The organism is Dyella sp. (genome assembly GCF_036568765.1).
In the GTDB taxonomy this organism is placed as follows: domain Bacteria; phylum Pseudomonadota; class Gammaproteobacteria; order Xanthomonadales; family Rhodanobacteraceae; genus GSA-30.
Genome location: NZ_DATCRY010000064.1, coordinates 1 through 12,678 on the forward strand (window position 1 = coordinate 1; position 12,678 = coordinate 12,678).

At 62.2% G+C, this 12,678-nt stretch carries 12 protein-coding genes; 7 read left to right on the forward strand and 5 right to left on the reverse strand.

Annotated features, from left to right (window positions below; translation table 11 throughout):
- The 5 genes from VIM98_RS05165 to VIM98_RS05185 form a co-directional block, all read left to right on the forward strand.
- Window positions 1-206, forward strand: a 206-nt coding sequence (locus tag VIM98_RS05165) for a hypothetical protein (protein WP_331992029.1), incomplete at its 5' end; no start/stop codon positions are given.
- 3 nt (window positions 207-209) lie between these two features.
- Window positions 210-2,606, forward strand: a complete 2,397-nt coding sequence (gene gspD / locus VIM98_RS05170) for a type II secretion system secretin GspD (protein WP_331992030.1) — start codon at window positions 210-212, stop codon at window positions 2,604-2,606.
- A gap of 314 nt (window positions 2,607-2,920) precedes the next feature.
- On the forward strand, window positions 2,921-3,310 hold the full coding sequence (locus VIM98_RS05175; protein WP_331992031.1) for a hypothetical protein: 390 nt from the start codon (window positions 2,921-2,923) through the stop codon (window positions 3,308-3,310).
- A gap of 43 nt (window positions 3,311-3,353) precedes the next feature.
- Window positions 3,354-5,858 (forward strand): ATP-dependent helicase HrpB, encoded by a 2,505-nt coding sequence (gene hrpB, locus VIM98_RS05180; protein ID WP_331992032.1) that lies wholly within the window; start codon window positions 3,354-3,356, stop codon window positions 5,856-5,858.
- Window positions 5,859-5,905: 47 nt separating this feature from the next.
- Complete coding sequence (locus VIM98_RS05185) at window positions 5,906-6,535, forward strand: HAD-IA family hydrolase (protein WP_331992033.1); 630 nt, start codon at window positions 5,906-5,908, stop codon at window positions 6,533-6,535.
- 66 nt (window positions 6,536-6,601) lie between these two features.
- Here VIM98_RS05185 and VIM98_RS05190 read toward each other — a convergent pair whose 3' ends face one another.
- The 4 genes from VIM98_RS05190 to ompR all read right to left on the reverse strand — a co-directional run bounded on the left by VIM98_RS05190 (window position 6,602) and on the right by ompR (window position 9,799).
- The gene (locus VIM98_RS05190; RefSeq protein WP_331992034.1) at window positions 6,602-7,426 is read right to left on the reverse strand and encodes a sterol desaturase family protein; all 825 of its coding nucleotides are present in this window, start codon (window positions 7,424-7,426) and stop codon (window positions 6,602-6,604) included.
- A 16-nt stretch (window positions 7,427-7,442) separates the two neighbouring features.
- Window positions 7,443-7,715 (reverse strand): EF-hand domain-containing protein, encoded by a 273-nt coding sequence (locus tag VIM98_RS05195; RefSeq protein ID WP_331992035.1) that lies wholly within the window; start codon window positions 7,713-7,715, stop codon window positions 7,443-7,445.
- Window positions 7,716-7,805: 90 nt separating this feature from the next.
- Window positions 7,806-9,077: an ATP-binding protein gene (locus tag VIM98_RS05200; protein WP_331992036.1), complete on the reverse strand. Its 1,272-nt coding sequence runs from the start codon at window positions 9,075-9,077 to the stop codon at window positions 7,806-7,808.
- Window positions 9,074-9,799 (reverse strand): two-component system response regulator OmpR, encoded by a 726-nt coding sequence (ompR, locus tag VIM98_RS05205; RefSeq protein WP_331992038.1) that lies wholly within the window; start codon window positions 9,797-9,799, stop codon window positions 9,074-9,076. Before ompR ends, VIM98_RS05200 begins: the two co-directional genes overlap by 4 nt.
- Before the next feature lie 177 nt (window positions 9,800-9,976).
- Here ompR and VIM98_RS05210 point away from each other — a divergent pair, with 177 nt between their 5' ends.
- Both VIM98_RS05210 and VIM98_RS05215 read left to right on the forward strand, forming a co-directional pair.
- Window positions 9,977-10,579, forward strand: coding sequence for a hypothetical protein (locus VIM98_RS05210; RefSeq protein WP_331992039.1), 603 nt, complete (start codon window positions 9,977-9,979; stop codon window positions 10,577-10,579).
- Between the two features lie 256 nt (window positions 10,580-10,835).
- Window positions 10,836-11,657 carry an alpha/beta hydrolase gene (locus tag VIM98_RS05215; RefSeq protein WP_331992040.1) on the forward strand — a complete coding sequence of 274 codons (822 nt, stop codon included), beginning with the start codon at window positions 10,836-10,838 and terminating at the stop codon, window positions 11,655-11,657.
- 20 nt (window positions 11,658-11,677) lie between these two features.
- On the opposite strand, the gene VIM98_RS05220 is transcribed toward VIM98_RS05215, so the two are convergent.
- Window positions 11,678-12,589, reverse strand: a complete 912-nt coding sequence (locus tag VIM98_RS05220; protein ID WP_331992041.1) for a DUF2167 domain-containing protein — start codon at window positions 12,587-12,589, stop codon at window positions 11,678-11,680.
- Between the last annotated feature and the right edge of the window lie 89 nt (window positions 12,590-12,678).

A 12,678-nucleotide genomic window follows, 5' to 3' on the forward strand; every position in this document is an offset into this window, starting at 1 on the left:
GCGCGGTGCCCAATCCGGCAGGGGACAACCCCAACGCACCGCCACAGATGCAAATTCGCCATGTACCGCCAGGCGTGCAGCCCGTGCAACCCGGCAATCAACCAAACCAGCAGAATGCCGAACAGGCCGAGCGCATACGTCAATTGCGAGAAAACATCATGAGACGTCGAGCACAGCAGGCGGCCACCCAGGAAGGAGCACGTTGATCCATGTCACGCATTATTCTGCAACTACTTCGCGTGGGTACCGTCGCTACGGCGGTATGGATCGCCGGCTGCTCATCGCTACCCAGTCCCAAGGACGACGGGGCCCTGCAGCGCGAGGCCATGTCAGGCACGGAAAAACCCGCGCCTGCACCGTTGCCATTGAACAAGGACATCACGGCGCCCGATGCAGAGGCCGCAGTGCGGCCGCAGCTGTCCACCGGCAGTGGTGAGTTCGTTCGCCCGCAAGGCCTGACCACGCCGGTCAAGGCAGCCAGCGGCGAAAATGCCGTGACGTTCAACTTCGAGAACCAGCCCGTACCGGCGGTGGTGAAGGCCATCCTGGGCGATCTGCTCAAGCAGAACTACACCATCGTGCCGGGTGTGCAGGGCAATATTTCTTTCTCTACGTCGCAGCCGGTCGACAACAGCCAGGCGATTCCGATCCTGGAAACATTGCTGGCATGGACTGGCAATGCGCTGGTCAAGCAAGGTGGCGGCTATGTCGTGATGCCGGCCAAGGATGCCGTCGGCGGCAATGTCGCGCCGAGCCTGGGCGCGGTTTCGCCGCAAGCCGGGTTGCAGGCTCGGTTGTTCCCACTGCACTACATCTCGGCCAACGAGATGCAGAAGTTGATCAAGCCATTTGCACGACCGGACTCCATCTTGCTGGCCGACTCTGCACGTAACGTCATCGTGCTGTCGGGCACGCCGGAAGAGCTGGCCAACTACGACCGCACCGTCAAGACCTTCGACGTCGACTGGCTGCGCGGTATGTCGATCGGTGTCTATAGCTTGCAGCGCGCCAGCGTGACCGAACTGATGCCCAAGCTCGACAGCCTGTTCGGCGCCAAGGGCGACACACCGCTCGCCGGCATGATCCGTTTCCTGCCGATCGAGCGCACCAATTCACTGGTGGTGATCACCACGCAGCCGAACTACCTGACCGAAGTCGGCGGATGGATCGAGAAGATCGACCACGGCGGCGGCAACGAGCCGCAGCTGTTCGTCTATGACGTGCGCAACCTCAAGGCATCGGAACTCGCGCAGTATCTGGCGCAGATCTACGCGTCGGCGGGCGGCGGCGGTAGCGCGGGGGCGAAGGTCGGCCCGGGTTTGACATCGGGAACGTTGGGAGCCAGCGACAACGCCAATGGCACAGCCAGTGGCATGGGTAGCCTGGCAGGCAGCTTCGGCAGCAGTACGACCGGTGGCTTGAACAACGGCGGTTTGGGCGGTGGCCTGGGCGGCGGCCTTGGGAGCAACTCCGGCCTGGGCGGCGGATTGGGTAGCAACAACTCCGGTCAGACATCCAACGGCTTTGGTGGTTTCCAGACCGGTGGCATCAGCAGCAACGGTATCAGCAATGGACCGCTCGGCAACAATAATCAGCAAGCAAGCCAGCAGTACAGCAATGAGGACGGCAGCATCCGCATCAGCTCGGTGGATGCCAACAACCAGCTGCTTGTACGTGCGCCGCCGTCGAAGTGGGACGAGATCGAAGGTGCAATCAAGCGCCTGGACGTGACGCCCTTGCAGGTGCAGATCGAGACGCGCATCCTGGAAGTCCAACTGACCGGCCAGTTCCAGTTCGGTGTGCAGTGGTATCTGGAGGGGTTGATCAAAGGTACCAATAACGGCAATGGTACCTTTACCCCTGGTCAGCCTGGCAACCAGCAGCAAGGCGCGCTTGGCTACGGCGGCACCGCCTATAACCCCGGTAATCCTTCTACCAACACGCCCGCCGACGCGTTTTACTATTCGTTTGTCAATCACAACCTGCAGGTGGCATTACGCGCATTGGAGGTAAGTGGAAACTCCAAGACACTTTCCGCGCCATCAATGGTGGTATTGAACAATCAAGTCGCCACCATCCAGGTCGGCGATCAGGTGCCGGTGAACTCCACCACAGTCAATACGGGGATTGGTACCGGGAGTTTCACCAACGCGCAGTACATCGATACGGGCGTCATTCTTGGTGTTCAACCGCGAGTCAATCCAGGTGGCCTTGTATACATGAATGTGATTCAGCAGGTCAGCAAGCCTGGGGCTGAAGGGGCGGGTGGCAATCCGACTATCAGCCAACGCCAGATGAGTACTCAGGTGGCCGTACAGAGCGGTCAGACGGTTCTGCTTGGCGGGCTGATCCAACAAGATGAAAGCACCACGGATACCGGCATCCCCGGACTCAATCGCGTTCCGATTCTCGGGCGCTTGTTTGGCAGTACCAGTCGGAGCCGTAATCGCACTGAGCTGATTGTGCTCATCACGCCGCGTGTCATCCGCAATAGCGAGGAGGCTAGGGAGGTCACTGACGAATACCAGCGCAAGTTCGAGTCGCTGGAGCCGTTACGAACATCTTCGAAGCCCGAGGGTGGGGCAGCCACTATTCCTCCGAAGTAAAGCTCAATGATGAGATGAATTGTCAGGGCGGCATGTATCATGCCGCCCTTTTTTGTAAGCACTTGGTGACAGGTGGAACGGAAGATAATGACTAAAAAGAAGCGGTGGCTTCTTCATGGGTATGCCGGATAAGCGAAAATAGTCAGCAGGGTCGATTCCATAGTTATCAACGAACGTGGCTATCAACCCATGGCAATCTGGGTATGACTATTTCTGCGTGCGATTAATTCTGAATTTATCGGCGCGGCAATCTAAGCCAAATGCACAAATGGCATGAAACGTAACTTGACGCCTGGTATTTAAAGGAGATCGGTATGCAAGGAATGGCAAAATTCAAGGTATTGATGGCGCTTGCCATGTCGGCCGGATGGATTCATGCCGAGGATAATCCGGGGTCTCTCGGCGAAAACTATCAGCCCTTGGTTGCCATGCAGGGCTGCGACGAATTTCCTCCCAATGGATATTTGTGGGTGGAGTTGCGTTACGTCTATTCTCCTGCGGCGTGTTATGGAAAATGGCTCTATATCTATGAAAGTCATCTCGATAAACCAGCTGGCTCGCAGATGACAATTTGCGCTCCCTTGGCATTCCCTTGGAGCGTGCCGTCCAATTGGCTCAAGGTAGGAGAGGTAGTAAGCGCAAAATGTCCCCGCCAGGGACCGGGCAATGTTGGTCTAGCGTGGATAGTGCAAAAGGGCTACTGAGGCCGTAGATACCGCATGAGCGATTCGGAGATATTCTATAGGGATGGCCGAATTTCCCATTGCGCATCTGTTACCTGAGATACTTGCCTCTCTCAATGATCAGGCGCGGCTTGTTCTAGAAGCCCCGCCGGGCGCGGGAAAGACCACCCAGGTACCGTTGTCGATGCTGGAATCGCGCTGGCTGAAGAGACAGCGCGTTCTCATGCTCGAACCTCGCCGTATCGCTGCGCGAGCGGCAGCCCAGTTCATGGCGCGCCAGTTGGGCGAAGAGGTCGGACAGACAGTCGGCTACCGCATTCGCTTCGAATCGCGCGTCAGCGCGGCGACACGGATCGAGGTGGTGACCGAGGGTATTCTTACTCGGATGATCCAGGACGATCCGGAGCTGAGCGGTATCGGTGCGATCCTGTTCGACGAGTTTCACGAGCGCCATCTGGCGGGAGATCTTGGCGCAGCGTTGGCGCTGGATATACAGGCCACGCTGCGGCCGGATCTGCGTATCGTGGTGATGTCGGCAACCCTGGATGGCGAGCGCATCGCGCAATGGTTGGATGCCCCGCGCATCAGCAGTCCCGGACGGAGTTTCCCCGTGCGGGTCGAGTATCCCCCAGCGCGTGCGCAGGAGACATCGGAGCAACACCTGGCGCGTGTTGTGCGCCAAGCTTTGAGCGAGACCGAGGGCGATATCCTCGCCTTCCTGCCCGGGCGACACGAGATCGGGCGCGTACAGGGCATCCTGTTGCAGGCTCTCGAGCGCGATGCGGCTGAAGAGGTCGACGTGCTCCCATTTCACGGCGAACTCTCGATGGCCGAACAACAAGCGGCGCTGGCACCGGCCGAGCCGGGCACGCGGCGCATCGTGCTGGCGACCAACGTGGCCGAGTCCAGCGTAACCCTGCCCGGCATACGTGCCGTCGTCGATGCCGGCCTCGCGCGCGAGCCGCGCTTCGATCCGAACTCCGGCTTCGCGCGCCTGGAAACCGTAGCGATTTCGCAGGCATCGGCCGACCAGCGTGCTGGTCGTGCGGGCCGCGTCGCACCCGGCGTAACCTATCGTCTGTGGCCGCAGAGCAAGCGGCTGGACGTCGCGCGAACCGCGGAGATCGCGCAGACCGAGTTGTCTGGCTTGGCACTGGAGTTGGCCGCATGGGGCAGCGATAGTCTGCCATGGCTGGACCCGCCACCTGCCGGTGCCTTGGCCCAGGCGAAGGAGTTGCTGGCTCAATTGGGCGCGCTGGGTGCCGATGGGCGGATCACCGCGCTGGGTCGCGGCATGCTGGAATTGGGAGCGCAGCCGCGTCTGAGTGCCGCCGCGTTACGTGCGCCGTCCGAGTTGCGTGCCTTGATGGCCGACCTGCTCGCTCTGATGGAAGCCCGTTCCCCGTTGCGAGGCGAGCAGGCGCGCAGCGACGATTTTCGTGCGCGCGTGCAAGCCCTGCACGCCTGGCGCGATCGCAGTATGGCCGGCGGCCGGGGCGGTGCCGACAGCGGCGCGCTGGCGGCGATCGAGCAGGCGTCCAAGGGCTGGCGCCGTCGCCTGGACGTACGCACGGCGGCCAGCGGTGTGCCCGACAGTCATGCCGTGGGCGATTTGTTGCTGCATGCCTTTCCCGATCGCGTCGCTCGTCGCGACGATGCCAATCCCTTGCGTTACACCCTGGCGAATGGCCGCGGCGCACGCTTGCATGAAAGCACCGCTCTGCTGGGCGAACCCTGGCTGGTCGCACTCGATATTCAGCACGAAGCGCGCGACAGCCTGATTCGTGCAGCCGCACCCTTGGATCCGCGCACGCTGGAACGCGATTTTCCCTCGCGTTTCGTGCGCGAGCGCGTGCTGCGTTGGAACGATGAGCGCGAGGCTGTCGAAGCTTTCGAGGAATACCGCTACGCCGCGATCGTGCTGGAGCGCCGTAGCGTGCCGGTCAAGCCCGAGGACGCCTTGCCCGCCTTATTGGCCGCTGTGCGAAGCAAGGGCATCGATGCGTTGCCCTGGAGCGACAATGCACGCCGTCTGCGCGCACGTATGCAGGCCCTGTGCAGCTGGATGCCGGAGCTATCCTTGCCGGATGTTTCCGATAGCGCCTTGCTTGCTTCGCTCGACACCTGGCTTGGCCCTTACCTCACCGGCAAGCGGCGGCTCGATGTATTAAGCCCTGACGAACTGACGCAGGCACTCGCCAGCCTGTTCGACTACGAGCAGCGGCGACAGCTCGACAGCCATGCACCCGATAGTCTCACCGTGCCCAGTGGCATGACGCGGCGCCTGGACTACGCGCCGGACGAACCGCCGGTGCTCGCAGTCAAGCTGCAGGAGTTGTTCGGTCTGGCCGATACGCCACGCGTCGCGGCGGGACGCATGCCGGTGACCTTGCACCTATTGTCGCCTGCCGGCCGTCCGATCCAGGTCACCCAGGATCTGAAGGGTTTCTGGGAACGCACTTACCCGGAAGTCAAGAAAGAACTGAAGGGCCGTTATCCCCGGCATCCCTGGCCAGACGATCCATGGAGCGCCACGCCGACCCATCGCGCCAAGCCACGCGGAACCTGAGCCGCTATAGTTCATCGATTCAGGCAGTTATCCAAGGAAAATGTTTCGTGCAACTACAGGCCGTATTGTTCGATCTCGACGGCGTACTCGCCGATTACGACCGCGATGGGCGCATCGCGCGCATGGCTGCTTCTGCGGGTGTTTCGGCTGAGACCATGCAGTATGCCGTTTATGGTTCGGGTATCGAGCTGGCTGCCGATTCCGGCACGGGTTACGACCCCGATACCTATCTCGCAGCGATCAGCCGCCTGGCCGGCGCGACGGTAACGCGCGAAGCGTGGATCGCAGCGCGCCGGGACGTGACACGGCCTCGCGCATGGATGCTCAAACTGGCAGCGAACCTGATACAGGGAGGTGTGGCGGTAGGCATGCTCACCAACAACACATTGATGTTCGGCGAATCGGTGCGCCAGGTGGCGCCCGATTTATTTCCGCTATTCGAAGGCACGGCGTGGACCAGTGCCGAGTTCGGTACGCGCAAGCCGTACACCGATGTCTACGAGCGTTGTCTTGCACGCTGGGACAAGGATCCGGCGGCTACTTTGTTCGTCGACGATCTGGAAGAGAACGTGGTCGGGGCGGAGCGGGCGGGGCTCATGGCGCATTGGTATCGCGATCGTGCCGGATTCGCAGCGACGATGTGGCGGTTTGGTTTTGTCGTGGGGGAAACGGTTTAGTTGGAGAGCCCCAACCCTCCCCCGGCGAAACCCGGGGAGAGGGTCGGAGTGAGGGGGCTCTTCAGCTCAACCCGGCGGCCCAAACACCGCCAACCACCGGCCGCGCCACGTCTCAGCCCGACGCAGCGCATGCCACATGCCGATCCATCCGTGAAAAGCAATGCGAAACGGGTTGTTGCTGAGGATCGGATGCACCAATCCATATTTGCATGGCTCGTCATCGCGTTCGGCTACGAACGTGCCGAACAGCCGGTCGAACACGATCAGGATGCCGCCATAATTTTTATCGATATAGGCAGCATTGCTGGCGTGGTGGACACGATGGTGCGCCGGTGTATTCAACACCCATTCGAGCGGTCCGAGTCGCGGTACCAGCTCGGTATGCAGCCAGTACTGGTAAAGCAGGTTGATCGCTACCGCCGCGAGAATCGCGGGCACTGGAAAACCAAGCAGCGCCAGCGGCGTAAAGAAGATCGCGGCACTGCTGATTCGCGCGGTCCATCCCAGGCGATAGGCCGCCGACAGATTGAAACTATTGCTGGAATGGTGCACGCAATGCGTGGCCCAGAACCAATGCACCCGATGATCGGCGCGATGCATCCAGTAGTAAAAGAAATCCTGCAACAGGAATAACAGCGGCCAGGACCACCAGTGATGCATCGAGACGGTAGCGATCCGGTAGCGATAGGCAAAAGTGAAAAGAACGCCTGCTATACCCAAGCCCAGCAGGCGCGTAACAAATAATCGGCCGATAGCATCGCCTAGCGAAGCGAAATACGCCGGCCAGTCATAACCGCCTGCGCGGTTTCGCTGCAGATACCAGCCTTCGAGTGCCGCCAGTAGCATGAATAGCGGCAAGATCGGCAACACATAACGCGGCAACGCATCCATGGAGTCGTCTGCCTTTTCAGTTGCCGCGCATCGAGGCCAGGTACCTGCCGATTTCCTGCAGCGTCACTTTGCCGTCGTGGTCGGTATCGATATCGTCGAAATGCTGTGCGACGCGTGGCATGGCCTTGGCTTCTTCGCGATCCAGCGCACCATCGCCATTGGTATCGGCTTTGTCGAAGCGCTGTTTGATTTCCGCGATGGCGCGGCCGCGATTGTCTTGCGAGGTCTGCGCAGCGACGGCGAGTGGAGCGAGGGCCAGCAGGGCGATGAACAGGGATGTGAGGCGCATGGGGACGGTCTCCGTTGAGATGGGAGACACGATAGAGATTACGACCGCCGAAGGTTTGTCGCCTTCGTTGAAGGTTGTAAGCAGATGTGTCTAAGTGCGCGCTGGAAGGCGAAGGCCGGCTTCGAAACCGCCATCGGGACGATTGCGCACGCTGAGCGAGCCGCCATGCTGCGTGGCAATGCGCTTGACGCTGGCCAGGCCCAATCCGCTGCCGAGTGCGTCGCTGCGTGCCGGATTACCGCGCACGAATGGCTCGCCCAAGCGTTCGAGCAGATGCTCCGGTGCCCCTGGCCCGCTATCGACGATAAGCAGTTGCCACTGGCCGGCATCGAGCGACAAGCTGGCGCGATAAGGCGCTTGCCCGTGGCGCAGCGCATTGCGAACCAGATTATCGATGGCGCGTCGCAGGGCCAGCGGATGGCCTTGTAGCAGCGCGTGTCCCGGCGCGTCGATTTCCCATGGCGGCCCGCCGTTACCGCGATTGAGCGCCAACAGTTCGCGCAGCAATTGCGCCAGATCCACGGGTGCGGCAGGCTCGTCGCTGCCGTCGCGGATAAAGCCGATGAACTGCGCGCTCATCGCGTCGATTGCATCGATATCCGCCTCCATGCCTTCACGCAACGTGTTGTCGAGCGCGTCGCCCGACAGCGCCAGGCCAAGCCGCAGGCGCGCCAGCGGTGTGCGCAAATCGTGCGAGAGTGCCGCCAGCATGACGTCGCGCTCGCGCGCATTGCTGCGTACCTCAGCCGCAGCGCGCGACAACGCCGCATTCAGTTCCACCAGTTCGCGCACCGAATGCCTTGGCAAGGGCGGTAACGGCGTGCCGGCGACGACAGCCGGTGCGGCCTGGGCCAGCCGTCGCAGCGGCTCGGTCAGGCTGCGCGCATAGGCACTGGCCATGAGCAGCACGATCAGCGCGGCGGCGCCGATGGTGATGACCGCCGAGCGCATCAGCGGTGCGCGCAAAGCCACCATGGGCACACCGATCCAGCCGGTGCCCGGCGGCGAAGCCTTGAGCCAGAGCACGGGGCGGCGCAGGCCGGCGATATAGGGCTCGCGTCCGGGCCAGCGCGAAGCGATTTCATTGATGACATTGCGCACGACGCGCAACGCTGGCAGATGTCCCTGCGGCGGTGTCATGGCGTGCTGTACGCCCAGATCGGCAAGCTCTGTCTCGCGGCCCTGTGCCAGCAGCACATCGGCAGCGGAAATCTGTACCGCGACCGCATGCGAGGAGAACTCGCTGCTCATGCGGCTACTGGTCATGGCCAGCGCGATCGCGCCGAACACCACCACGAGGCCGATCGTTCCGGCGAGCAGCCATGCAAGCCGGGTGAACAGGCCGCTGGGCTTGGCGTTCATGGCGGCGCGCCTTCGGGCACGAAGACGTAGCCATGCCCCCATACGGTCTGCAGCCAGCGCGGCTGTTTGGGATCGTCTTCGATCAGGCGGCGCAGGCGACTGAGCATGACATCCATGCTGCGATCGAAGGCATCGTGCTCGCGTCCGCGTGCAATGCTCATCAGTTGATCGCGTGTCAACGGCTGACCGGGGCGCTGCACCAACGCGGCCAGTACGGCAAATTCGCCGGTCGTCAGGCGCAGCGCTTCGCCGTTGCGCAACAGCCGTCGCGTATCCAGTTCCAGCACGAAATGACCGAAGCGCACGCTACCGGCGTCGGGCAGCGGTCCGCCGGGTGCAGGGCGACCGCGCCGTAATACTGCGTTGATGCGTGCCACCAGCTCGCGCGGATTGCCTGGTTTGGGCAAGTAGTCGTCAGCGCCGATTTCCAGCCCGACGATGCGATCGACATCGTCGCCGCGTGCGGTGAGCATGATGATCGGCGTGACGACACCCTGGCCGCGCAGACGCCGACAGATGGATAATCCATCTTCGCCGGGCAGCATCAGATCGAGCACGATCAGGTCGACGTGCCGTCGGCTCAGTTCACGGTCCAGCTCGCGCCCGTCGCCGACCGCGCCGACCTGGAAGCCCTGTTGTTCAAGGTAGCGTTGCAGGAGTTCGCGCAGGCGGCGGTCGTCATCGACGATGAGGATCTGGGTAGGGGCGGTCGCAGAGGTCATGGGGCGATTCTGCCGCGTGGCGAGCGGCCCGGCGAGCGCATTTGTAAGCAGATGTTTCCAGGCTTGCCGCCGGCAACATCCATTTGCATTCGCTTGCCCTTGCGATACGCCTGCGCGGCTGCTTCCAAGGAGGATGGGCACCCGGGGGCATCCGCCCGACTTCAGAGGAGGTTTTGCATGAACAAGAGCTTCGCGATAGGTATCGCCGTGGCGCTGGCCATCGGCTCGGTCGCGCAGGCCGACGCGGCCGGCCGTTTCGTCGCTGGCGGCATCCGCGGGCGCGCCGGTGGCGGTGTTGTCGCCGGGCATGCTGGCGGTTTTCGCGGACCGAACGGTGCTGCGGGGATCCATGGCCGGCGTACGGTGACAGACGGGCAGGGCAACGCTCATACCGGCAGTGCCGGTGCGTGGCGCGGGCCTGATGGCGGCACGGCCACGCGCTCGGGTGAAACCACTCGCAATGCCGATGGCTCGGCGCAGCATCAGTCCGGCTTCCATGCCAATGGACCGAATGGTGGCAGCGTCAGCAGTAACGGTACGGCGACGCGTAATGCCGACGGTAGCGGCAGTTTCGATCGCCAGACGACGGCTACCGGCCCCAATGGCGGTACTTATAATCGCTCGACCAGTGGCGCGACAGGACAGGGCGTGACGCGCTCGACCCAGGCTACCGGTGCCAATGGCAACAGCTATTCGGGCCAGACCACCGTCAGCAAGGACGGCATAACTCATACCGGCGGCTGTACCAACGCGGCCGGTGAAGCGATCTCCTGTCATTGAAGCGCGAGAAGATCGGTAGCCAGGAGGCTCTGGTGAAATGACCTCAAGGAACTTCGAATAACCTGGCGTGGCCTGTTACTCGTGAGGTTGCCCTAGCCCCCTCTCCCGTCGAAACCAGGAGAGGGGGCGCAAGTGGAGCAGGTGCGAAGGGCTGAGGTCAGCCTCAGCGCGCTTCCTCATTCCATGCCTCGTCCAGATGAAAGCGTCAGGGTGAGTTGCAGACAAGAGATCGGTGACACTTCGTGAGGAACGGCCCATGTATCGAAGCCTGATGGCGCTCGTGTTGCTCTGTATCGCAGTCGACTCGCGCGCACAAGACATCAAGACGTGGCATGACATTGCCTATGGCGATGCGCCAGCCCAGCGCCTGGATGTCTATGCGCCCGTACACGCGCGCGGCGCGCCGATCGTCGTGATGGTGCATGGCGGCGGTTGGACGATCGGCGACAAGCGCAATCCGGGCGTAACGGGGCTCAAGCAGCCGCATTGGAACGCAGCCGGCTATGTTTTCGTCTCGATCGATTACCGCATGCTGCCCACCGCCGATGTCGTGGTACAGACCGAGGATGTCGGCCGTGCTTTGGCCTATGTGCAGAAACACGCGGGAGCATGGGGAGGCGACGGTCGCCGACTCATTTTAATGGGTCATTCCGCCGGCGCGCATCTGGTTGCTTTGCTCGCCGCCGATCCGCAGCTGGCATACGCGCAAGGCGCGGCATCGTGGCTGGGTACGGTTGCGCTGGACAGCGCCGCCTACAACGTTCCGCGCATCATGACGCTGCCACATGCCGCGCTCTATGATCGGGTATTCGGCAAAGACGAAGCCTATTGGCGCAAAGTGTCGCCGCTCGATCGGCTGCACGGTTCGGTCCAGCCGCTGCTGCTGGTCTGCTCTTCCGAGCGATTGCTGTCCTGCATGCAGGCACGGACATTCGCCGACGCCGTGCTCGCCAAGGGAGGCCGCGCGCAGGTACAGCCGGAAGCCCTCACGCATGCGCAGATCAACGCCGAACTCGGTGGCGATTCGGATTACACCCGCGCAGTGGATACTTTCTTTCGGTGGCTGGGCCTGCCTTGAGGCTGGCCCAGCGCGGGCGGTCAGTTGGCTTTCTTGCGGCCGAACAGCTTGGCGATGGCGCCGCCGATGGCGGCCACGCCGACCACGACAAATTTCTTGAGCGCCAGCAGCATGATGCCCAGCTTGGCGAACAGGCCGGCCTTCGCGGCGATGCCGCCGGCAACCAGGGCGCCGATTCCGTAGGCGGCCAGCTTGTCGGTGCTGGAGTTGTAGTCCGTATAGCGGCTGCCCGGATCGAATTCGGCCATCGACACGACGTCGGGCATGTCGGTGCGGATCTGGGCCAGCTCGCTCATCGGCGCCACGGCATTGAGCGAAAGATAACCATGACGGCCGAGTACGCGAATGGCGTAGTTGAGCGTACGGCCTTCATCTTTGCCATCGCTACCGGTGAACTTCAGATCGCGTGCCCAATACAGTTTATGCGAGCTGCTTTCATAGCGTGGCGGCTCGGCCCAGCCCATCAGTTCGACCGCCGGGTAGCCCTGCTTGAGGCGCTCGGCATTGGCATCGTGCGCCGCTTCCTGCATGTTCTTGAGCATGTCGGCGTAGTCGATCTTGGCCGCATCCTCATCGGAAACATAACCGTCGGACGAGTAGGTCACGACGACGGCCCAACCGTTTTTTTCCAGCAATATGTTTGGGTCGGTGCCGGGCATGATCATGCCCAGGACTTCGCTGTCCGGCGGGTTATCCCATAATTGAGTCAAAACCTTCTGGGCGTCGCCTGCATCGAGATAGCTATAGTCGCTGCCGAGCTTCAATGTGGCATTGGCTTCGGTAATGGCGACGTCACCGGTTTTCGGATGCAGCGATTTGAGAATCGACTCGGCCTTGGTATCGGCCTGAGTATGGTCTTCGGCGTGCGCGGGCGGCACGAAGGCGAGCGCGGCCAACAGGCCCAGCGCCGCCAGGAAGGACTTGCTTGTCATGAGAATTCCTGTCTGCGTAGAAGGGCCGCTCCCCCACGGCGCGGCCCGCGGGCCTTTTTAGCAGGCCGGGGCGGTCGACGCCACTATTT

Coding starts and splice junctions, on each gene's coding strand:
- ompR (WP_331992038.1), bottom strand. CDS start 9,799: ATGACCTCTGCGACCGCCCCTACCCAGATCCTCATCGTCGATGACGAC.
- VIM98_RS05190 (WP_331992034.1), bottom strand. CDS start 7,426: ATGGATGCGTTGCCGCGTTATGTGTTGCCGATCTTGCCGCTATTCATG.
- VIM98_RS05220 (WP_331992041.1), bottom strand. CDS start 12,589: ATGACAAGCAAGTCCTTCCTGGCGGCGCTGGGCCTGTTGGCCGCGCTC.
- VIM98_RS05195 (WP_331992035.1), bottom strand. CDS start 7,715: ATGCGCCTCACATCCCTGTTCATCGCCCTGCTGGCCCTCGCTCCACTC.
- VIM98_RS05210 (WP_331992039.1), top strand. CDS start 9,977: ATGAACAAGAGCTTCGCGATAGGTATCGCCGTGGCGCTGGCCATCGGC.
- gspD (WP_331992030.1), top strand. CDS start 210: ATGTCACGCATTATTCTGCAACTACTTCGCGTGGGTACCGTCGCTACG.
- hrpB (WP_331992032.1), top strand. CDS start 3,354: ATGGCCGAATTTCCCATTGCGCATCTGTTACCTGAGATACTTGCCTCT.
- VIM98_RS05215 (WP_331992040.1), top strand. CDS start 10,836: ATGTATCGAAGCCTGATGGCGCTCGTGTTGCTCTGTATCGCAGTCGAC.
- VIM98_RS05175 (WP_331992031.1), top strand. CDS start 2,921: ATGCAAGGAATGGCAAAATTCAAGGTATTGATGGCGCTTGCCATGTCG.
- VIM98_RS05200 (WP_331992036.1), bottom strand. CDS start 9,077: ATGAACGCCAAGCCCAGCGGCCTGTTCACCCGGCTTGCATGGCTGCTC.